Genomic DNA, 20,766 nt, shown 5'->3' on the forward strand with positions numbered 1-20,766 from the left:
GGTGTCATCCTTGGACAGGAGGCAGGAGTTCGAATTGGGCTGTGATGGAAACGTAATCGTTCCTGGATCATCATTCCGGAACGTGTTCATCGTCGACTCCAGAGCCGGCTGGTCGTCGGTAGTGCCCAACTTCGAGCCAGCGCTTGACTTGATCCTGACCTATGACTTTGGCCTGCTGCGGGATGTTCTGGCGCTTGGTGGTGTCGCGTACTACGTGGATCACCTGTGCTCCCAGTCTGTCATGCAGGAAAACAATTTCCTCATGTACAGGTTTTTCCATGACTGGCACCTGGATGAGGAGGGTAAAGACATATTTCGGTACAATGGGGTTGATTTCGGGTTCAGTTTTCGAATTCTGATCTGGAATGACTTTACGTTCTACGTGCGCAGTCGCATGTGTCTTGAGCAGTTGAGAGGCTTTTCCTATCAGAAGCTTTTTGTATGTTCGAATAACGACGTTATTGAGTCTGTCTTGCAGGACATGGCGCTGACTTGGTCGCGTCTTGCAACTGGTGGACGTTCGTCGCTGGATGGATATTTCTTTCCAATTCACCGATGGATGAACGAGCGTGTGCATGTCAGGCGTATCCGGCACCGCGTCCGGGATGCCGTGATTACCGTGCAGGGCATTTTGATGAGTGCCTGGGATAGCGTCGCGGGATGTTTCAGGCAGAGGGACAGGGTATTTGTTCAGGAGTACCATCCGACGCGCAAGTTGATGCAATGCCTGAGCAAGATGCCGGGCGTGCAGGTCCTCCAGGGACATTTTTCGGCCTCGAAAGGGGCTATGAAGTTTCTGCGTGAGCGGCCGATCCCAGTGTACGGGAATGTGGGCCGTTATCGTGGGGCAGCTTCGTCGCTGATATGCTCCTACCGCAAGAAACGTACGGCCCGTCTTGTACTCACGAATGGTGTTGATGTGACTGATGCGGTCAACCGGGCGATTGAAACGCGGATTTCGTCGAGCTTGCCCGAAACATTGCGTGCGCTTGACTGCGTGATTCGCTATCTCGATCGCCACCCCATCCGACTTGAGGTATTGATCGCAAACCTTGGACAGGTTGCAATGCTGGTTGACTGCGTGGCCAAGGCTCGAGGAGTCCCCAGTTATCTGATCATTAACGGGCTTCTGTGCAGCGCGTTTCTCGATGAAGGAAAGTATGCGGATGTGATCAATTCGTATTCTGAGAGTGTTCGGGATCACTATTTCCGTGGAATGAAGAACGTGATTTGTCTGGGCGATCCCCGAATGGACGATTACGCCATGGTGCCGCGGCGGAGTATCAACCGCGAGAATCCTGTCATCACGATTGGCGCATCCGGCTTCAGTAATACAGATCTTAATTCATACCTCGCGGTAGAGTTCGAGTTCCTCAACGACGTGCTTGAAGCGATCTGCAGGCTCAGGTCACGGGGAACGGGTGTCCGTGTGGTGCTGAAGGTGCGCGCCAATGGGTACAAGGAACTGTATCGCCGGTTCTGCGATGAGTATTTCGAAGGGTTGGTCGATAGCATCCTTGATCAGGTCCCGATGCGGGCTGTGTTGGATGAGACCGATTTCTATGTTTCGATCTACTCGCAGACCTTGTTCGAGGCGTCCTGTCTGGGTATCCCCTGCGTCTACCACAAGAACGACAGGCAGATTCTCGACGCGCCGTTCGATGGCAGATCCGAGTTGGTCACGACCCATTCTGCAGACGAACTTGAGGCGGCGATTTCGGACTTCATGCGAGGCGATGACCGGTATGACGCGTTTCTTGATAGAGGAACGATGGAAAGGTACATCGGACCGCTGGATGGTGAGAACCTGAAGCGCAATCTGAAGTTTATCGAAGGGCTGTTGAACGGAGATCGTAAGGAGCCATCCGCATGAGCCGCATCTCGACGTCACTTCGTCGCACTCTTTACGAATTTCGGCTTCGCCGCAGATTTTCCCGCAGTGTCATCCACGGCGGTGCGACGGTCGATGGGGAAAGTAGCCTGGGTGATTACGCGGTCCTTTTCCGGAACGCGAGATTGATCTGTTCCACGCTTGGCTCCTACAGCTATGTGCAGGAGAACACCCTGCTGCTTGGGGCTGAAGTGGGGCCTTTCTGTTCGATTGCTGCGAATGTGACGATTGGGCTTGTTAATCATCCTACGTCGCTCGTGAGTACAAGTCCCGTGTTCTATGACCGGTCGCAGCCGCTCCCCAGATTTTTCGCGAGCCAGAATGCAGCTCACGAGTCGATCCCGCGGACGGTCGTGGGCGCGGATGTCTGGATAGGAGAGCGGGCGATGATTCGGGCGGGGGTCAGTATTGGCGTGGGCGCGGTAATCGGTGCAGGCGCGATGGTGACCCGGGATGTGCCTCCCTATACAATCGCGGCCGGTGTTCCCTGCCGCCCGTTGCGGCAACGTTTTGACGCAACGCTGTGCGCGGGGCTGGCAGACTCTGAGTGGTGGACATTGAGCGAACAGAGGCTCTCAGAGCTTGCACCGTATTTTGCGAGTCCTGAGGTGTTCTTGACGATGCTTCGGAAGCAAGAGTGATGATTGGTCTTGTGCAGCGAATCCTGGCGAAACTGCGTAGTCTCTGGTTCGCATGTGTTCATGCTCCCCGCTTCGGCCGTTGTGGAAGGAATGTGTTGTTGTACGCGCCATTTCGTGTCAATGGGGGAGAACACATTGGCCTTGGTGATCGCACGGTCATGCAGCGTGGCGCCTGGTTGTACTGTGAGCCTTCAGAGGGTCAGTCGGGGCGTCTGCACGTCGGGTCCGGGTGCGTCTTCGGTTACAACAACCACATTACTGCCGTGCGTGACGTCGTCATCGAGGACCATGTGCTTACGGCGAACAACGTTTACATCTCCGATAACCTTCATTCCTATGAGGACGTTGGGGTGCCGATAATGCATCAACCCGTTCGGTTCAAGAACGCCGTGGTGATCGGAGAAGGAAGCTGGATCGGCGAGAATGTGTGCATCATTGGTGCGAGCGTCGGCAAGAACTGCGTTGTCGGCGCGAATTCGGTAGTGACGCATGACATTCCGGACTTTTCTGTAGCGGTCGGAAGCCCTGCGGTGGTCATTCGGTACTACGATCGATCTGCGGGCCGTTGGGAGAGCAAGGGCGTTTTGAGACAGGGCAAGGGATGAGCGGAAGAAAGATACTTGTAACGGGCGGGGCCGGGTTTATCGGATCGGCACTCGTACTTGCGCTGAGCGAGCGCGGGCACGAGGTGACGGTTCTCGACAATCTCGCACCTCAGATCCACGGCGCGGATCCCGAGCAGTCACCGCTTTTCAAGCGACTTGAAGGCAAGGCTCGCTTTGTTCGTGGTGATGTAACGGTCCGGACTGACTTGATGAAAGTTCTTCCGGGGGTGGATACGGTTGTACACCTGGCAGCTGAGACTGGCACAGGGCAGTCCATGTATGCGATCCAGCATTATTCCGAAGTGAATGTTGGGGGTACGGCACTGCTGCTGGACGTGATTGCGAATGATGGCTTCCCGGTAAAGCGACTGGTTGTGGCCTCTTCACGTGCCGTCTACGGCGAAGGTTGTTATCGCTGCGCCGTGCATGGCACCCTCCATCCCGAGGCTCGAAGCGCCGAGGAGATGGTCAAGGGGCAGTTCGAGCATCTCTGTCCCGTTTGTTCCTTGCCGTTGGAGGTGGTGCCGACAGATGAAGGTGCTGCTTTGCATCCCTCTTCCGTCTATGGGGTAACGAAGCTTACACAGGAACAGTTGGTGCTGACGGTGGGGAGGGCCCTGGGGATTTCGGCCCTCGCGTTTCGCTATCAGAATGTTTATGGACCGGGGCAGTCGCTGTCGAATCCCTATACGGGCATCCTCTCGATCTTCTCCACCCGCATTCGGAACGGTAGCCCCATCAATATATTCGAAGATGGTCGCGAGAGCCGCGATTTTGTCTTTATCGGCGATGTGGTTGATGCGACCGTCAAGGGGATCGAGCACCCGGAACCTCTGGTCGACGTCTTCAACGTCGGCTCTGGTGCAGCTACGGATGTGATGACGATTGCGCAAACCCTGCTCCGGCATCTGGGTGGGTGTTCGTCAATCAGCGTATCCGGCCAGTTCAGGATTGGCGACATTCGGCATAACGTTGCGAATCTTGAGAAAGTGAAACGTACCCTGGGATTTGAGCCAAAAGTTGGAATCGACGACGGTTTGAGCGCATTTGTTAACTGGGTGAAGGGCGAACAGATCAGTGGTGACCGCTATGAGGAGAGCCTGAACGAACTGCGTGCAAAAGGCCTGTTCAAATGACGCAGGAATCGGGCGTAGGGGTGGTTAGTGTCGTCGTTGCCAGTTATAACCATGCGGGATTCCTCCCCCGCAGAATGGATAGTCTTCTCGGGCAGACCTACCCGAACACAGAGATTCTGGTGATCGACGACTGTTCTCCGGACAATAGCGTCGACGTTCTCCGCTCGTATGAAGGGCGACCGGGCGTCCGCCTTCTCGTTCGCGATAAAAATGGCGGGTGGGTGGCGGTAAGCAACCAAGGCGTCGAGTTGACGACGGGCGAGTTTGTGCTGTTCGCAAACTGCGACGATGATTGTGATGCGCGCATGATTGAGCGCCTTGTCGATGCGATGAGGCAGCATCCATCTGCTGGCATTGCATTCTGTCGCAGCCTGATGGTTGATGAGGACGGAGCTGTGCTGGGTGACGACTTTTCGATTCGTGAAGATGCGTTCAGGGCCCGGTGTTCCGGCGACGTGTTGCTCCCCGGTTCCGAGGCGTCTCGCTTTCTGATGCACTCATGCGTTATTCCAAACCTTAGCGCTGCGCTTATTCGAAGAGATTGCTTTGACACCGTTGGCTATTTGTCTTCGGAGTACAAGGTTTGTTGCGACTGGGATCTCTTCTTCAGGATTGCCGCTCGCTACGATGTCGCATACGTTGCAGAGCCCCTGAACTATTTTCGTCAGCATCGCAGCACAATTCGAAGCGTCACAAAGGACCGGGTCGTCTTTGAAGAGTATTTCAGGTTGTTGCTGGGGCAGGTACGGACGCTTGAGCTGACTTCCTTTGAGAGAATGCGGTATCGAACCCATGTGATGTACCTGTGGGCTGTGCACGTGCTTTCTCCCTCTGCGAACGGCGTGTCTAATATCCCATACCACCTGAAGCGGATCATCCAGCTGGATCCTCCGGCCCTGGTTTTTGCGATCCCTGGAGGTGTCCTCAGGCTCGCTGAGTTGATGTTCAAGGCCCCCCGAAAACTGATTGGCTTACTTGGGACACGATAAGAACGATGACTAAAAAGATATTGGTGACTGGCGGGGCCGGCTTTCTTGGCTCTCACTTGTGTGAACGCCTTCTCGAAGCGGGACGCGATGTACTCTGCGTGGATAATTTCTTCACCGGTAGCAAGGATAATATTGCCCATCTGATGGGCAATCCCTACTTCGAGGTCATGCGGCATGACGTGACTTTTCCGCTCTACGTCGAAGTAGACCAGATCTACAATCTGGCTTGCCCAGCGTCTCCCGTTCACTATCAGCACGATCCGGTTCAGACGACGAAGACGAGTGTCCATGGTGCGATCAACATGCTTGGATTGGCAAAGCGAGTACAGGCGCGAATCCTGCAGGCGTCGACAAGCGAGGTTTACGGAGACCCCGAGGTGCACCCGCAGGTCGAGTCGTACTGGGGCAAGGTCAATCCTATTGGTATCCGGAGTTGTTACGACGAAGGAAAGCGTTGCGCTGAAACGCTCTTTTTCGATTACTGGCGCCAGCATCAACTGCAGATCAAGGTCGTACGTATTTTCAATACCTATGGTCCGCGCATGCACCCCAACGACGGTAGAGTGGTCAGTAATTTCATCGTTCAGGCGCTGAAGGGTGAGGACATCACGATCTACGGGGATGGCCAGCAGACCAGAAGCTTCTGTTATGTCGACGACCTGGTAGAAGTCATGATTCGCATGATGGACTCGGCTCAGGATTTTGTCGGACCTGTGAATATTGGGAATCCCTGTGAGTTCACGATGCTGGAACTGGCTGAGCAGGTTGTTCGGCTGACGGGTTCGAAGAGTCGGCTGATCTTCAAACCGCTGCCAGCCGATGATCCGAAGCAACGGCAGCCGGATATTTCCTTGGCGAAGCAGGTGCTTGACTGGGAGCCGAAAGTCGATCTGGCAGATGGACTGAAGGAAACGATCACCTATTTTTCGACGCGTCTGAAGGTCGCGTGAGTGGTGAGTAAGGTATTGGCAAATCCGCGGGTGACCGTCGTCATCCCCACATACAACCGCGCGGATGACCTCAGGCGGTGCCTCGACTCGCTGGCGCTGCAGACTCTGGACAACTTCGAGGTACTGGTCTGTGACGACGGGTCAACGGATCATAGTGCAAGCGTTGCGGACGAGTTTTCGGGGCGACTGAGTCTCCGCTTCGATACCGCGGACAACTTTGGCGGGCCGGCGCGGCCGCGCAATCGTGGTGTTTCCGGGGCCAGGGCTCCATATATTGCCTTTCTTGACTCTGACGACTGGTGGACGCCTGCCAAGCTGGAGAAGAGTGTGGCCGCACTCGACGCAGGTGCAGATCTCGTTTACCACGATCTGTTTATCGTTCGCGATACCGCTCAAACGGTTTTCAGCGAACGGATCGTATCGACGGAGCCCAAGCACCCCATGTTCAAGGCCTTGCTCTGCACCGGCATGTCTGTGCCCAATTCCAGTGTTGTCGTGCGCAGAGCGCTTATCGAACAGTTGGGCGGAATCACGGAAAACCGGGAACTCATTTCCGTGGAAGATTACGATACGTGGGTTCGGATTTCGAGACTGACTGAGCGCTTTGTCCGACTGCCCGAATGCCTCGGTTATTACTGGCTTGGTGGTGGGAACATATCGGCTGCTTCACCAAAGCAGATATCGCGCATTCGCACCTTGTATGCGCAGTATATTGATGAATTGCCGTTGGCTGACCGCCGCCGCGCAGAGGGATTTCTGGCCTACCGGAGCGGGCGGATTGCTCAGATGCATGGTGATGTCACGGGAGCACGTCGCAGTCTCCTGCGCGCACTTGTCCAACCACTCGACCTGAGCTATCGACTCAAGGCCGCCTATTTTCTGGCGCGCAGCATCTTGCCATGAGTCCAGTTCCACACCGAGTCAGCGTAGTCATCCCCTGTTACCGGGATGCTGCAACCTTGGGCCTCGCTCTTGCTTCGCTTCATGGGCAGACACGCCAGGTCGAAGAGATCATCGTGGTCAATGACTGCTCGCCCGAGACAGACCGTATTGAAGCCGTTCTGCAACGCTATCCTCAGGTTGTTTACATCAGGAATGAGCGCAATCTTGGGCTGGCCGCGTCGCGAAATGTTGGCCTGAACGCTGCCACGGGAGATGTGATTTCGTTTCTTGACGCCGATGACGAACTGCATCCGCAGAAAATCGAGTTTCAGCTTCGGGTTTTTCGACCGAAAATTGCCGTGACGTGTCAGGTCAGGCGCATAGGTGACAGCTGTGAGCTTGCCGAGACCGCCCACTGTGATAACGAATTCAAGGTGCGTGAGGTAGCGGAAAGCGACTCAATAGTCATGCGTAACAGTCTCACTGGCGCAGCGCTCATGATCTCCAGAGAGCTGTTGACAGAGTTTGGCGGCTATGACGAAAGTCTGCGTTCTTGCGAGGACTTTGATCTGTGGCTTCGGCTCCTCGATGGGGGGGTTAGTGTTGTCGACATCCAATTGCCACTGTATCTATATCGCCACAACGAATCCGGATTGTCGCGCAACAACCTCAATGTGTCGCGCTGGGAACTCCAGGTGCTCAGAAAGTACTTCGAGCGGCATGGGCAGCCTTTTCTTGGTACGCGTGCGGATGCACATATTTGGGCATTCTGGTTGCTCAAGCATCTTCTTCGATATGAGCGCTGCAGGGAAAGCGCGCTGAGGATGGAGGTTAGGCGCAATATCCAGCTGCTGTCGAAATACCCCGTTCTCGCTGCCCTGCTTGCATGCACTGAGCGCTTTCGCCTGCTACGGCCTGTTGTCGCAGTTGCTGACTTGCGCAGAGTGCTTTCGCGCGGATTTGCCTTCAATCGCCACCCGGTTTGAGATCATGAGCTCTAGATCGGATATGAAGTCTGAACTCGTTGAGCCACGCCTTCGCCGCGGGCTTTCATCAACGCGAATCCTCTTTGGGCTTCCGCATGAGCACTGCTGATAACCGAAAGAAGGTGGCGCTGGTCGCGGCGTCGGATATGACCGTGATTGCTTTTCTCCGTGCGCATATCGTGGCGCTTGCCGCAGACCACGACGTGACCGTGATTACCAATACGGCTGATCCTGAACGTATTTCTGCGGATGTTCGCGGCGTGCGGGTGATCTCAATCCCGTTTGCACGCCCAATCGCGCCGATGTTGGATCTTCAATGCCTGGCCCGCCTGACGCGTGTTTTCCATCGTGAGCGATTTGATCTTGTCTTTTCCGTAACCCCCAAAGGGGGGCTAATGGCGATGGTGTCGGGTTGCCTCGCGCGCGTGCCGTCTCGGATACATATGTTCACCGGGCAGGTATGGGCCACCCGGACCGGACTTGGGCGCACGTTGCTGAAAATGGCTGACCGGCTTATTGCAAGGTGTGCAACGCATGTTCTCGCTGACAGTGCGTCCCAGCGACAATTTCTGATTGATCAGGGCATTACGAACGATAAGCGCTCGGCGGTTTTGGCGAGTGGGTCGATCTCGGGAGTTGATGCCGTCCGTTTCAGGCCTTCGGTGGAAGCAAGGCAGGCGGTGCGCCGCTCTTTGGGCGTTGCAGAGGATGCGGTGGTTCTGCTGTTTGTTGGCCGCTTGAACCGCGACAAGGGCGTGCTCGATCTGGCCGCTGCGTTTTCTGCGCTGTCTGCGTCAATACCGGGTTGTGTGCTGTTGGTCGTGGGGCCCGACGAGGCCGGATTGCGGCACGAGGTCGAAGTGCTTGTTGGCGCCGCGGCTACGCTCCATTTTGTGGATTTTACCGACCATCCCGAGCACTTCATGGCCGCGGCTGATGTGTTTTGCCTGCCCAGCTATCGCGAGGGTTTTGGCACCGTCATCATCGAAGCAGGCGCCTGTGGTCTGCCGGTTGTGGCATCCCGGATCTACGGATTGACGGACGCCGTCGTGGAGGGGGAGACCGGCTTGATGCATGAGGCAGGAGATGTAGGCGGGCTGGTTGATGTGCTTGCACAATTGGTTCGTGACGCAGACCTTCGTGCACGTATGGGCAGGGCAGGGAGGGGGCGTGCGACAAACGAGTTCTCGGCAATGGTTGTAACGGGGGCGCTAACAGCTTTTATTGGAAGCCTGTTGCGCTCGGGTGCGGAGGGTCAGCATGAAACGCGCGTTTGATCTGACCATGGCCCTTCTCGCTATCATGCTGCTTTGGCCAGTGATGCTGCTGCTTGCGCTGATTATCTGGCGCTGTCTCGGAGCGCCGGTTCTTTTTCGACAGCTCAGACCAGGTTTGCATGGGCGGCCTTTCACTTTGTACAAGTTCCGGTCGATGTCGGATAAACGTGATGCCTCCGGCCGCTTGCTGCCCGACGAGGCGCGGCTGGGGGCCGTTGGACGGACGATTCGCAAGCTCAGCCTGGACGAGCTTCCTCAGTTGTTCAATGTCCTCAGGGGCGACATGAGTCTGGTCGGACCGCGCCCGCTATTGATGGAGTACATGTCACTTTATTCCCCGGAACAGGGGAGGCGGCATGAAGTTCGGCCCGGGATTACCGGTTGGGCCCAGGTTAACGGGCGAAATGCGCTATCGTGGGACGAGCGCTTTCGCCTCGATGTCTGGTACGTGGATCACCGTTCATTTGCGCTTGACTTGAGAATTCTGTTGATGACGATTGGGAGGGTGCTTGGCCGTCATGGCGTCAGCGAACCCGGGCGGGAAACAATGACTCCGTTTACCGGTAGCCAGCAGAAGGGGCGCAACGGTGAGTAGGAGGCTTGTCATTTTCGGGGCTGGAGGTCACGCAAAAGTCGTGGTGGACGCGATCGTGCAGCAGGGCGATTCCGTCGCGGGTGTTTTTGATGGTGATGCTGGGCGCCACGGTCAGGAATGGTTTGGATATACCGTACTCGGCGGTCTGGATGCGATGATTGATTTTGCTGCAAGTGAAGGCGTTGATGCGGTTGTCGTCGCGATTGGCGACAATCGAATCCGGTCAATGATGGGCGCTCGTATTGCCGAACGTGGTCTCCGCTTCGATTCTGTCGTGCACCCACGCGCCGTCGTATCTCCTTCGGCCCGGATCGGTGCAGGCTGCGTGGTGATGGCGGGGGCCGTTATCAACGCTGATGCGGTGATCGGAGAGCACGCGATCATCAATACCTGCGCCTCGGTTGACCATGACTGCTGGGTGGCAGAGGGTGCCCATATCGGACCAGGAGCAAGGCTATGCGGCGGCGTCAAGGTCGGACGGCGAGTGTTGTTCGGTGCTGGCGCGGTTGCGATTCCAGGGTTTTCAGTCGGCGATGATGCGATTGTTCCGGCCGGGGGCGTCGTGAGGGGAGATGTCCCCGCGCGAACCCGTCACCCCGACAAGATCAGGTCGTCGCAAAGCAATGAAGGTGAGTGAGTCAATGAGACGGTGTTCCGAGAAGGCCGGAGAGGCTGATGGTGTCATCGAGTTCGCCCCGTGGCCGCATTTTTCCGAGGACGAGATCGCTGCGGTCGGCAAGGTTTTGCGCTCCGGGCAGGTGAACTACTGGACTGGAAACGAGGGGCGCCAGTTCGAGGACGAGTTCGCCCGATGGGCTGAGTGTCAGTATGCGGTTGCGCTTGCTAACGGTACTGTCGCTCTTGATCTTGCACTCAAGGCGCTGGGTGTCGGGCCGGGTGATGAGGTCGTCGTGACCGCTCGTACTTTTCTGGCTTCGGTTTCCTGCATCATCACAGCAGGTGCGACGCCGGTTTTTGCGGATGTTGACCGTGACAGCCAGAACCTTACCGCCGATACGGTGCGAAGGGTGCTCACCGCTCGCACTCGAGCAGTGATCTGCGTGCATCTGGCAGGTTGGCCGTGTGACATGGATCCGATCATGGCCCTGGCTCGTGAGCATGACCTTGCCGTGATCGAAGACTGTGCCCAGGCTCACGGTGCCCGCTACAAGGGGCATCCCGTTGGGAGCATCGGCCACGTCGGTGCGTGGTCTTTCTGCCAGGACAAGATCATGACGACTGGTGGAGAAGGTGGCATGGTTACGACCAACGACCATGAGTTGTGGTCCCGGATGTGGTCTTACAAGGACCATGGAAAGTCCTGGGCCGCAGTCTACGAACGCGAACATGAACCCGGGTTTCGTTGGCTTCACGAGCAGTTCGGTACCAATTGGCGTATGACCGAAATGCAGGCGACAATCGGGCGCATTCAGTTGCGCAGGATGGCAGAGTGGTCGCGGCTGCGAAATCGTCACGCGCAAACGATATGGGATTGCGCGAAGACCGTTGATGGCCTCAGAGTCCCGGTGCTCCCGGAAGACTGTCGCCATGCTGCATACAAGTGCTATGTTTTTGTTGATCCTGCCCGCCTTGCTGCTGGATGGGGCCGCGACAGGGTTCTTGCGGAGATCAATGCGCTTGGAGTGCCCTGTCTTGTCGGGTCCTGTCCCGAGGTCTATCTTGAGCGGGCGTTTGATGCTACCGGATGGCGGCCATCCGTCCGTTTGCCTGTTGCAAAAGAGTTGGGTGAAACGAGTCTGATGTTTCTTGTGCATCCGACGCTTGATGAGGCCTCCGTCGAACAGACCTGCAACGCGCTCCGATCCGTGATGCAGGCCGCCACCCGCGAGGGCTGAAACGGCCGACGCTGTTAAGCGGCGTATTCCTTTCCTGCCCTGAACAGAATGTGTTTTTGCCGTTGCCGGAGGATGCTTGCCAATCTCAGGCCGGTTCGTTCATAAAAATATGATCCGATTCTTGCGCTCTGCGCTCGTATTTCTCTTCGACCTGTTTGCTGTCGCCATTGCGTGGTGCGGCGGCCTGCTGCTGCGGTTCAATTTCGACCTCCCCTCCGAGTATGTCAGATTGGCCTTCCTTGGGTTGGGTGGCTTGCTCGTCGTCCACGCCGTGGCTTGCCGCTGGGCTGGGCTTTATCGTGGCATGTGGGTATTTGCCAGCCTTCCCGACTTGAAACGGGTGCTAAAAGCGGTCGCTGTCTCTGGCGTGGCACTTTTGGTGTGGGTGGCGCTGGACAGGGGGGGCACAGCGATTCCGCGCTCAATGATCGTTCTTTACCCGGTGTTGCTGCTGCTTGTGATGGGTGGGGGGCGTGCGGCATGGCGGATGTGGAAGGAGCATCGGCTGTATGGTGGGTTGATAGCGCAAGGCAAGCCTGTTGTCATTGTCGGCGCAGGTCGGGGTGGCGCCATGCTGATGCGTGAACTCGAGCGAAGCCCGGACTGGCGTGTGGTTGCTCTGGTCGATGACGATTTGGGTAAATGGGGTATGGAGTTGTTCGGTATTCCCATCGTGGGCGGGCTGGGTGCCTTGCCCGAGGTATTGCGCGAATTCAAGGCCAGTCATGTGATTCTTGCCATGCCCTCGGCTGCGACCGAAACGTTGCGACGGGCAACGGATATCGGTGTGCGTGCCGGTGCGCATGTATTCACCGTTCCGGGGCTCGAAGAGTTGATGAATGGCCGGGTTTCGATCAGCGCCATGCGGCCGGTCGAGATCGAGGACCTGCTCGGTCGCGAACCGGTCAGCATCGATACCGAGAATGTCCAGGCGATGCTTGCAGGCCGGACCGTGCTTGTCACCGGGGCTGGTGGCTCTATAGGCAGCGAATTGTGCAGACAGCTTTCCCGGTTTGAGCCTGGCATCTTGATCCTGCTCGAGTCGAGCGAATTTGCTCTCTACTCGGTGGAGCAATGGTTCGCCAGAAACCGCCCGGATGTGCGGGTTGTGCCCCTGGCCGGCGACGTGAAGGACGGCGTGCGGCTGGAGGAGGTATTTTCGGCCTGGGCGCCACAGATCGTGTTCCATGCGGCGGCCTACAAGCATGTTCCGCTGATGGAGGTGGGTAACGCGTGGCAGGCGGTGCGAAACAATGTCCTGGGGACCCTTCAGGTAGCTACTCATGCGGAGCGCTATGGCGCTGAGCGTTTCGTCTTTATTTCCACGGACAAGGCCGTCAACCCGACCAACGTCATGGGAGCAACGAAGAGGCTGGCCGAGATGGTCTGTGAGGCGCTGCACAGCTTTGGCACGAAAGCGACGCAATTCGAGGTCGTCCGCTTTGGGAATGTCTTGGGTAGCACCGGCAGCGTGATTCCGAAGTTTGCCGAGCAGATTGCACACGGTGGTCCCGTGACTGTGACGCATCCTGAGATCAATCGCTACTTCATGTCCATCCCGGAGGCTGCCCAGTTGGTGTTGCAGGCTTCCGCAATGGGCCATGGGGGCGAGGTGTTCGTGCTCGATATGGGCGAGCCAGTCAAGATAGTGGACCTTGCGCGGAACATGATTCGATTGTCCGGCTACTCTGACGACGAGATCCGGATCGAGTTTACTGGTCTCAGGCCTGGTGAGAAACTGTACGAAGAGTTGCTCGCTGATGCAGAAGCGACGATGGAGACGCCTCACCCGAAACTGAGAATTGCGCGGTCAAGATCGGTTCCGGAAGCATTTCTGGACGAAGTTCGGGAATGGCTGAGTCAGCCGGCCCCCGTCTCTGACGACGATGTCCGGTCCGGGCTGAAACGCTGGGTGCCAGAGTATGTGCCGGCAAACCATGGTGTGAAGAGCGTCGAGTCGGGGCAGGCCCAGGTTCGCGAGCAGGTATAATCGTGCGCTTCTGATTGGCCCGTCGCTTCGAGGCCTTTCTCCGTATTCGAGGTTCTATACGTGGCGCTTACCATTCTCGGCCTTTCCGGCTCCCTGACGCACGACCCTTCCGCTGCGCTCTACATCGACGGCAAGCTCATCGCTGCCGCAGAAGAAGAGCGCTTCGTCCGCGACAAACATGCCAAGAACCGCATGCCCTACGAGGCTGCGAAGTTCTGTCTCGAATTTGCCGGGCTCAAGCCGGCGGACGTGCAGGTGGTGGCGATTCCGTTTGCGCCGATCAGCATCACCGAGAAGGCGCGGTGGCATTATGCCAAGCGTTACTGGTATGCGCCTGATCGCGGTCTTGATGCGATCCTGATGGGCAACCGCCGCTACTACCGTTACAAGCGGCGCATCGAATGGACCTTGCTGCAGCTTGGCTTCGATCTGAAAAAGGTCGAGATCGTGCCGGTGGAGCACCACCTTTCGCATGCGTCGAGTGCCTATCACTGCTCGGGCTTCAGCGAAAAGACGGCGATCATGGGGATCGACGGCAAGGGCGAGTACGCCACGACCTTCTTCGGTTACGGTGAGAACGGCAGGATCCACAAGATCAAGGAATTCTACGATCCCGATTCGCTCGGTGGTCTGTACGGTGCGATCACCGAATACCTCGGTTTCGAGATGCTCGATGGCGAATACAAGGTCATGGGCATGGCGCCCTATGGCGACCCGGACAAGTACGATTTTTCGCGGCTGGCGAAGTTCGAGAACGGCGAACTGGTCATCAATACCGACTACGCGAACGTGATCGGCTTCCGGCGCTACAAGGAAAAGGGCAAGGGCTATTACTTCTCACCCAAGCTGATCGACTGGCTTGGCCCGATGCGTGCGGGCGATGTGGCGGACGAGCCCTACATCCATTACGCGGCGAGCATGCAGAAGCTGTTCGAGGATCTGTCGCTGCAGATGATGGACTACTACCTGGGCGACATCCTGCGCGACACCGGAAAGCTGGCGTTTGCCGGCGGCGGCGCGCTCAACGTCAAGCTCAACCAGAAGATCATCGCGCGCCCCGAGGTGAAGGAACTCTTCGTGCAGCCGGCGTCAGGCGATTCGGGAACGGCCGTGGGTGCGGCGTCCTACGTGTCCGCTGCGCGCGGCGTGCCGGTCGAGAAGATGGAGCATGTCTATCTAGGACCGTCCTACTCCAATCAAGATGTGATCGCGGCCTGCGCCCGCCACCCTTCCAAACCGGAGTGGGTGCAGATCGATGACGTGCCGCAGCGCATCGCCCAGATACTTGTCGACGGCAATCCGGTGGCCTGGTTTCAGGGGCGCATGGAGTTCGGGCCGCGGGCGCTTGGCGGGCGTTCCATTCTGGGGTGCCCGAGTGCCGAGGGTGTGGCGGATCGCATCAACGAGCAGATCAAGTTCCGCGAGCGCTGGCGCCCGTTCTGCCCGAGCATGATCGACACGGTCGGGCCGCAGATGCTGCAGACAGACCACCCTGCGCCGTTCATGACCTTTACCTTCGAAGTTTCCGAGGAATGGAAGTCGCGCGTGCCCGAGGTCGTGCACGAAGACGGCACCTCGCGTGCACAGGTGCTCAGGCGCGAGTTCAATCCGCGTTATTACGATCTGATGCTCGAACTCGAGAAACTCACCGGGAACGGTGTGGCACTGAACACGTCACTCAACCGTCGCGGCGAGCCAATGATCTGCTCGCCGACCGATGCGTTGAACATGTTCTACGGTTCGGATCTCGAGTATCTGATCATGGAAGACGTGCTGGTGGTGAAGAAGGCCGGCTGAGCCGGTACGTGTTCAGACGCCCCAGACGACAGGCACTTTTTCCTTCTGTGCCTGTTGCAGCATGTCGAGCAGCGGCCATGCGCGCTGGGCGAGGCTGACGGGCGCGGCCATGCCGGTGCGGCCTTCCTCGCGGTCGGCTGCTTCTTCTGCTTCGGTGCGTTCGGTCTGACGGGCGCGATCTTCTTCGATCGCAGCCTGCAGGCTGGTGATGGCTGCGGGCAGCTGCTCCACGGTGACGATGCCCTTGGCGTCCGCTGGGTCCTTGCCCATCGCCGCGATGACCTGCTTGCCGGCGTCGCCAAGCATGATGACATCGGCGCTGGCGTCGGATTTGAAGATGATCAGCATGGTGTCGCTCCTCAGAGTCCCTTCACGGCGTAGATGCCCGGGGCATTGCGCCAGTATCCCTTGTAATCCATTCCGCACCCGAACAGGAAGCGGTCGGCGATGTCGAGGCCGCTGAAGTCGGCGCGCATGCCGGGATAGGCCTTGCGGTCGTGTTCCTTGTGCACCAGCACGGCCGACAGCACCTCGCTTGCGCCTTCGGCCTTGAGGTACTCGATGATGGCGTTGAGCGTATGGCCTTCGTCGAGGATGTCGTCGAGGACGAGTACCGTCCGGTTGCGCAGGTCCTGCGTCGGGCGCACGCGCCAGTCGAGCAGGGTGCCCTGGGTGGCATGTCCGTAGCGGGTCGCGTGAAGGTAGGCCACTTCAAGCGGGAAGGGCAGGCGCGTCAGGATGCGCCCGGCCAGAATCAGGCCGCCATTCATGACGGTGTACACCAGCGGGTTGCGGTCGGCGAGCCTTGCCGTGATCTCGGATGCCATGCGATCGAGTGCGCCTTCGACCGCCTCCTCATTGGCCAGACAGTCGGCTTCCTCACGGGCGCGTCGGATTTCATCCATGTTCATGGCGGTCTGCTTCTCTCTTGTTTGTGATGGCCGCGGGCGGCAATAGCAGGGGATTTTATCGCACTGGGGCCGCATCGCCCGACTGATGGACAAACTTGAAGGTAAACTGTCGCCTACTCCCTTCGTCTCAGGATTCTTCATGCCCGTCCACCAGATCAATCACCCCCTGGTCCGCCACAAGATCGGACTGATGCGGGAAGGCGACATCAGTACCAAGAAGTTTCGTGAACTCACAGCCGAACTGGCCCGTTTGCTTGCCTACGAGGCGTGCAAGGACTTTCCGCTCGAATCGGTGACCATCAATGGCTGGGCGGGGCCGGTAGAGGTTGAGCAGATCAAGGGCAAGAAGGTGACGGTCGTGCCCATCCTGCGTGCAGGGCTGGGGATGCTCGATGGGGTGCTGGACATGATCCCCAGCGCAAAGGTCAGCGTCGTAGGGATCGCACGTAATGAGGAAACCCTGCAGCCGGCGCCGTACTTCGAGAAATTCGTCGGACATCTCGGCGAACGCATGTCCCTGATCATCGATCCGATGCTCGCCACCGGTGGGTCGCTTGCGGCGACCGTGGACATGCTCAAGCGCAACGGTTGTGGCCAGGTGCGTGCTTTGGTGCTGGTTGCCGCGCCCGAGGGCATTGCGCTGATGCAGGAGCGTCATCCAGACGTCGAGATCTACACCGCGAGCATCGACAGTCACCTCAACGAGCACGGATACATCATTCCGGGGCTTGGTGACGCGGGCGACAAGATCTTCGGTACCAAGCACAACTGATCAGGCGCATTGTCCGCAGCCATGCCGGCGTCAGACCGGCGCTGTGTGACGATGCCGCGGCAAGTACTAAGGTAGTGACCGCAGCCGGTCTGCATGGCCGGCGCGCAAGGAGAATGGTAATGCGTGAAGTTCCCATCGAGTCTGCCGACCCATTGTGGCGGCAGGCGGTTTCTGGTGCCCAGATTCTTTTCGTGGCGTTTGGCGCGCTGGTGCTGGTGCCGCTGCTGACCGGCCTCAACCCCAGCATGGCCCTGCTTGGCGCGGGTGTCGGGACGCTCCTGTTTCAGCTCGTCACCGGGCGGCAGGTGCCTATTTTCCTTGGCTCCAGCTTCGCCTTCATCGCGCCGATCATCTACAGCATGCAGACCTGGGGTCTGCCTGCCACCATGGGTGCGCTGGCCTGCGTGTCGCTGGTGTATTTCGTTTTCTCCGGGCTGGTGTGGCGGCACGGTGCAGAGATTGTGCATCGATTCATGCCGCCGGTGGTGATCGGTCCGATCATCATGATCATCGGCCTGTCGCTTGCTGCTGTCGCGGTGAACATGGCGATGGGGCGGACGGGAGACGGCAAGGTCGAGCTCGTGCCGTATGGCACGGCGATGATCGTGGCCACGGTCTCCTTCGGGGCGACGGTGGTCGCTGCCGTTTTCGGGCGGGGCCTCGTGCGCCTGGTACCGATTCTGGTCGGTGTTGGCACGGGCTATGTGCTCGCTGCCGTGCTGGGGCTGGTCGATTTCGGCAAGATCGCCGCTGCGCCGTGGGTGGCGATGCCCGATTTCGTTGCGCCGACCTTCGAATGGGCTGCAATCCTGTTCATGATCCCGGTTGCGCTGGCACCGGCCATCGAGCACGTCGGTGACGTGGTTGCAATCGGGGGGGTGACGGGCAAGGACTATACCGACAAGCCGGGTCTGCATCGCACCCTCGCCGGCGACGGACTGGGCGTGCTGTTTGCCGGTCTGATCGGCGGGCCGCCGGTGACGACCTATTCTGAGGTGACGGGCGCTGTCACGCTGACCAGGAGCTTCAACCCCAAGGTGATGACCTGGGCTGCGGTGTTCGCGATCGTGATGGCCTTCTTCGGGAAGTTCAACGCCTTGCTGCAGTCGATCCCGGTCCCGGTGATGGGCGGCATCATGATGCTGCTCTTCGGCTCGGTTGCCAGTATAGGCCTCAAGACCCTGATCGCCGACCGCACCAACCTCGACGAGCCACGCAATCTCGTGATCGTTTCAGCGGTGCTGGTGTTCGGTATCGGCGGACTGGCGCTCAATCTTGACGGATTCAGCCTGCAAGGTGTGAGTCTGTGCGGCGTCGCTGCGATCCTGCTCAACCTGCTTTTGCCCAAAACCCGCGCGCAGTCCTGATACTCCAGCTTCGTCGGTGGCCGTGTCAGGCGCGGCTGCCGGCGAAGCTGCGCAACATGCGTTCGAGCAGGCGGCGTGCAAGCGGAAGTGCAAGCAGGCTGACCCGCGCGCCGGATCCGCCCTGCATGCGCCGGTACATCAGCCAGGCGATTCCAACCCGCTTGGCCAGCCGCCATGCCTGGCGTGGTCTGGTCGCAATCAGCAGCAACGCAGCGCCGGACAGGATCGGTGCCTGCTTGCGCGCCCAGCCTACGCCGTCGCGAACTTCGTCGACGGTATCGAGAATCGATTCGACGCCTTCGAGATGTCGCACCATATTGTCGCGCTGGCGCTCCGCATTGATCTGCAGGCGTTGCTTGCGCAGCGCAAATTCGATCAGCCGCGGGTTCATTCGTCGTCGCGGCGCAAGGCCGCGCGGTCGCGGGCCAGTTCGGCCAGACTCGATGCAAAAAGCCGTGAGCCGCGCCTGATCTCGCGTGCGGCATTGCTCGCCGTCAGCAGCGCAGCACCGATGCAGACGGCGGTGGCAATGCCCAGCGCGAGCAAGCGGTGCTCCTCCCAGAACAGCACGGTGAGAAACACCAGCAGGAAAACGATTCCAAAGGCCAGCAGCAGCGCAGAAACCACGATATTGAGCAACAGACCGCTGAGGCGAAGCTTTTCCTCCTGCACCTCAAGCGCGAGCAGCTCGAGTCGCGTCTGCGCCGTCTCCAGCCCGTGATCCAGAAAGCCGCGCAGGCTGTCCGCCAGGCGCGGTCTTCGTTTCTCGCTCACTGCGCCGGCTTACCTGCGGCCAGCCAGCAGGCCGAGCAGGAAGGCGACGCCCGCCGCGACGCCAACGGATTCCCATGGGTGGGCATGCACGTAGTCATCGGTCGCGTGTGCAGCCTTCTTCGTCTTGTCGAGAATGGCGGCTTCTGCATCGGCGATTCTGCCCTTGGCGTCGGACAGACGGTCAGTGAGGCGACTGCGCACATCGCCAATCTTGTCACCCGCCTGGCCCGCCGTTAGCTTCAGCAACTCCTCGGCGTCGGATACCACCAGCTTCAGGTCGGAAACGAGTTTGTCTCGTGAGGGATGCGTCGTGTCGGTCATTCTTTGCCTCCTTGCGAACTATGACGAATGCGCGGTTGCGCGGTGATGAGTCCACGCTATTCCGTTTCCGGCGAGATGGCAAATCGATTGGAAACGGGGAGTGTGCGGGGCGTCACACGACATGCTGTCCAGCGCTCGCCCGAAGCCTGATCGCTGTTTGTCGCCGCTTCGCCAGGCGGGGCTCTTCGTTGAGCCGCCTGGCATGACCGGCGTCAGAGGATCCAGTCGTAGTCGACGGTGAGCGGTGCGTGATCGCTGAAGCGCGCCTCCTTGTATACCGCGGCAGATCTGGCCTTTTCCGCAATGCCGGTGGTCGCGATCTGATAGTCGAGTCGCCAGCCCACGTTCTTGGCCCAGGCCTGTCCGCGGTTCGACCACCACGTGTAGCAGGTCTCTCCGGCGTCCGGATACAGGTTGCGATAGACATCGACCCAGCCCTGTTCGTCGAACAGCCGGCTCAGCCAGGCGCGTTCTTCCGGGAGAAAGCCGGAATTCTTCTGGTTACTCTTCCAGTTCTTCAGATCGATCTCCCTGTGAGCGATGTTCCAGTCGCCGCAGATCACGACTTCGCGACCGCTTGCGCGCAGGGCGGCGAGGTGGGGCAGGAAGCGCTCCATGAACGAGAACTTGATCTGGAGGCGGTCTTCCGAACTGGAACCCGATGGGAGGTACAGGGAGATGACCGAAAGGGCGCCGAAGTCGAGTTGCAGGTAGCGGCCTTCGGCATCAATGTCGGCAATGCCGAGGCCCTCCACGACGCGGTCCGGTGCGTGGCGGCTGTAGATGCCGACCCCGCTGTAACCTTTCTTTTCAGCGTAGTGAAACCATCCACTGAGTGGGGCTGGATTCCGCATCTGATCGCTCAGGTCTGGCTCCTGGGCCTTCAGTTCCTGCAGACAGACGATGTCTGCGTCCTGTTTTGCGAGCCAGTCGAGAAAACCTTTGCTGGTTGCAGAGCGGATGCCGTTGAGGTTGGCAGAGATGATGCGTAACATGGGCAGACTTCCAGTCATGTTGCAATGCAGG

22 protein-coding genes are annotated in these 20,766 nt (G+C 58.7%); 16 read left to right on the forward strand and 6 right to left on the reverse strand.

Annotated features, from left to right (window positions below; genetic code table 11):
- The first annotated feature begins 82 nt into the window (after window positions 1-82).
- From CEW83_RS19955 to CEW83_RS20020, 14 genes are all read left to right on the forward strand, one after another.
- Entirely contained in the window at window positions 83-1,873 is a 1,791-nt protein-coding gene (locus CEW83_RS19955) for a hypothetical protein (protein WP_159099513.1), read from the forward strand.
- Window positions 1,870-2,532, forward strand: coding sequence for a CatB-related O-acetyltransferase (locus tag CEW83_RS21810; RefSeq protein ID WP_108950919.1), 663 nt, complete (start codon window positions 1,870-1,872; stop codon window positions 2,530-2,532). The genes CEW83_RS19955 and CEW83_RS21810 overlap by 4 nt, the downstream gene beginning before the upstream one ends.
- On the forward strand, window positions 2,532-3,137 hold the full coding sequence (locus tag CEW83_RS21555) for an acyltransferase (RefSeq protein WP_108950920.1): 606 nt from the start codon (window positions 2,532-2,534) through the stop codon (window positions 3,135-3,137). Before CEW83_RS21810 ends, CEW83_RS21555 begins: the two co-directional genes overlap by 1 nt.
- Window positions 3,134-4,273, forward strand: coding sequence for an NAD-dependent epimerase/dehydratase family protein (locus CEW83_RS19970; protein WP_108950921.1), 1,140 nt, complete (start codon window positions 3,134-3,136; stop codon window positions 4,271-4,273). The genes CEW83_RS21555 and CEW83_RS19970 overlap by 4 nt, the downstream gene beginning before the upstream one ends.
- Window positions 4,270-5,262: a glycosyltransferase gene (locus CEW83_RS19975; protein WP_108950922.1), complete on the forward strand. Its 993-nt coding sequence runs from the start codon at window positions 4,270-4,272 to the stop codon at window positions 5,260-5,262. The genes CEW83_RS19970 and CEW83_RS19975 overlap by 4 nt, the downstream gene beginning before the upstream one ends.
- A gap of 5 nt (window positions 5,263-5,267) precedes the next feature.
- Window positions 5,268-6,212: a UDP-glucuronic acid decarboxylase family protein gene (locus CEW83_RS19980; RefSeq protein WP_108950923.1), complete on the forward strand. Its 945-nt coding sequence runs from the start codon at window positions 5,268-5,270 to the stop codon at window positions 6,210-6,212.
- A 30-nt stretch (window positions 6,213-6,242) separates the two neighbouring features.
- Window positions 6,243-7,115 carry a glycosyltransferase family 2 protein gene (locus tag CEW83_RS19985; RefSeq protein WP_234418925.1) on the forward strand — a complete coding sequence of 291 codons (873 nt, stop codon included), beginning with the start codon at window positions 6,243-6,245 and terminating at the stop codon, window positions 7,113-7,115.
- Window positions 7,112-8,080, forward strand: a complete 969-nt coding sequence (locus tag CEW83_RS19990) for a glycosyltransferase family 2 protein (RefSeq protein ID WP_108950925.1) — start codon at window positions 7,112-7,114, stop codon at window positions 8,078-8,080. Before CEW83_RS19985 ends, CEW83_RS19990 begins: the two co-directional genes overlap by 4 nt.
- Window positions 8,081-8,118: 38 nt before the next feature.
- Window positions 8,119-9,357, forward strand: a complete 1,239-nt coding sequence (locus CEW83_RS19995; RefSeq protein WP_159099515.1) for a glycosyltransferase family 4 protein — start codon at window positions 8,119-8,121, stop codon at window positions 9,355-9,357.
- Complete coding sequence (locus CEW83_RS20000) at window positions 9,341-9,952, forward strand: sugar transferase (protein ID WP_108950927.1); 612 nt, start codon at window positions 9,341-9,343, stop codon at window positions 9,950-9,952. Before CEW83_RS19995 ends, CEW83_RS20000 begins: the two co-directional genes overlap by 17 nt.
- The gene (locus tag CEW83_RS20005; RefSeq protein WP_108950928.1) at window positions 9,945-10,589 is read left to right on the forward strand and encodes an acetyltransferase; all 645 of its coding nucleotides are present in this window, start codon (window positions 9,945-9,947) and stop codon (window positions 10,587-10,589) included. The genes CEW83_RS20000 and CEW83_RS20005 overlap by 8 nt, the downstream gene beginning before the upstream one ends.
- Before the next feature lie 4 nt (window positions 10,590-10,593).
- Window positions 10,594-11,808 carry a DegT/DnrJ/EryC1/StrS family aminotransferase gene (locus CEW83_RS20010; protein WP_108951548.1) on the forward strand — a complete coding sequence of 405 codons (1,215 nt, stop codon included), beginning with the start codon at window positions 10,594-10,596 and terminating at the stop codon, window positions 11,806-11,808.
- A gap of 76 nt (window positions 11,809-11,884) precedes the next feature.
- Window positions 11,885-13,798, forward strand: coding sequence for a nucleoside-diphosphate sugar epimerase/dehydratase (locus tag CEW83_RS20015; RefSeq protein ID WP_332871094.1), 1,914 nt, complete (start codon window positions 11,885-11,887; stop codon window positions 13,796-13,798).
- A gap of 60 nt (window positions 13,799-13,858) precedes the next feature.
- A complete protein-coding gene (locus CEW83_RS20020; protein WP_108950930.1) occupies window positions 13,859-15,595 on the forward strand; it encodes a carbamoyltransferase in 1,737 nt (578 codons plus the stop codon).
- Window positions 15,596-15,607: 12 nt separating this feature from the next.
- Here CEW83_RS20020 and CEW83_RS20025 read toward each other — a convergent pair whose 3' ends face one another.
- Entirely contained in the window at window positions 15,608-15,943 is a 336-nt protein-coding gene (locus CEW83_RS20025; RefSeq protein ID WP_108950931.1) for a DUF1840 domain-containing protein, read from the reverse strand.
- Between the two features lie 11 nt (window positions 15,944-15,954).
- Complete coding sequence (locus CEW83_RS20030) at window positions 15,955-16,506, reverse strand: hypoxanthine-guanine phosphoribosyltransferase (RefSeq protein WP_108950932.1); 552 nt, start codon at window positions 16,504-16,506, stop codon at window positions 15,955-15,957.
- A 139-nt stretch (window positions 16,507-16,645) separates the two neighbouring features.
- Here CEW83_RS20030 and upp point away from each other — a divergent pair, with 139 nt between their 5' ends.
- Window positions 16,646-17,278, forward strand: a complete 633-nt coding sequence (upp, locus tag CEW83_RS20035; protein WP_108950933.1) for a uracil phosphoribosyltransferase — start codon at window positions 16,646-16,648, stop codon at window positions 17,276-17,278.
- A 119-nt stretch (window positions 17,279-17,397) separates the two neighbouring features.
- Window positions 17,398-18,645, forward strand: coding sequence for a uracil-xanthine permease family protein (locus tag CEW83_RS20040; RefSeq protein ID WP_108950934.1), 1,248 nt, complete (start codon window positions 17,398-17,400; stop codon window positions 18,643-18,645).
- Between the two features lie 25 nt (window positions 18,646-18,670).
- On the opposite strand, the gene CEW83_RS20045 is transcribed toward CEW83_RS20040, so the two are convergent.
- The 4 genes from CEW83_RS20045 to CEW83_RS20060 all read right to left on the reverse strand — a co-directional run bounded on the left by CEW83_RS20045 (window position 18,671) and on the right by CEW83_RS20060 (window position 20,735).
- Window positions 18,671-19,036 (reverse strand): YqjK-like family protein, encoded by a 366-nt coding sequence (locus CEW83_RS20045; protein WP_108950935.1) that lies wholly within the window; start codon window positions 19,034-19,036, stop codon window positions 18,671-18,673.
- The gene (locus CEW83_RS20050; RefSeq protein WP_108950936.1) at window positions 19,033-19,419 is read right to left on the reverse strand and encodes a phage holin family protein; all 387 of its coding nucleotides are present in this window, start codon (window positions 19,417-19,419) and stop codon (window positions 19,033-19,035) included. The genes CEW83_RS20045 and CEW83_RS20050 overlap by 4 nt, the downstream gene beginning before the upstream one ends.
- 9 nt (window positions 19,420-19,428) lie before the next feature.
- Window positions 19,429-19,740, reverse strand: a complete 312-nt coding sequence (locus CEW83_RS20055) for a DUF883 family protein (protein WP_108950937.1) — start codon at window positions 19,738-19,740, stop codon at window positions 19,429-19,431.
- A gap of 212 nt (window positions 19,741-19,952) precedes the next feature.
- Window positions 19,953-20,735, reverse strand: a complete 783-nt coding sequence (locus CEW83_RS20060; RefSeq protein ID WP_108950938.1) for an exodeoxyribonuclease III — start codon at window positions 20,733-20,735, stop codon at window positions 19,953-19,955.
- Window positions 20,736-20,766: the final 31 nt, after the last annotated feature.

The sequence above is a fragment of the Parazoarcus communis genome (assembly GCF_003111645.1).
Classification (GTDB): Bacteria; Pseudomonadota; Gammaproteobacteria; order Burkholderiales; family Rhodocyclaceae; genus Parazoarcus; species Parazoarcus communis_A.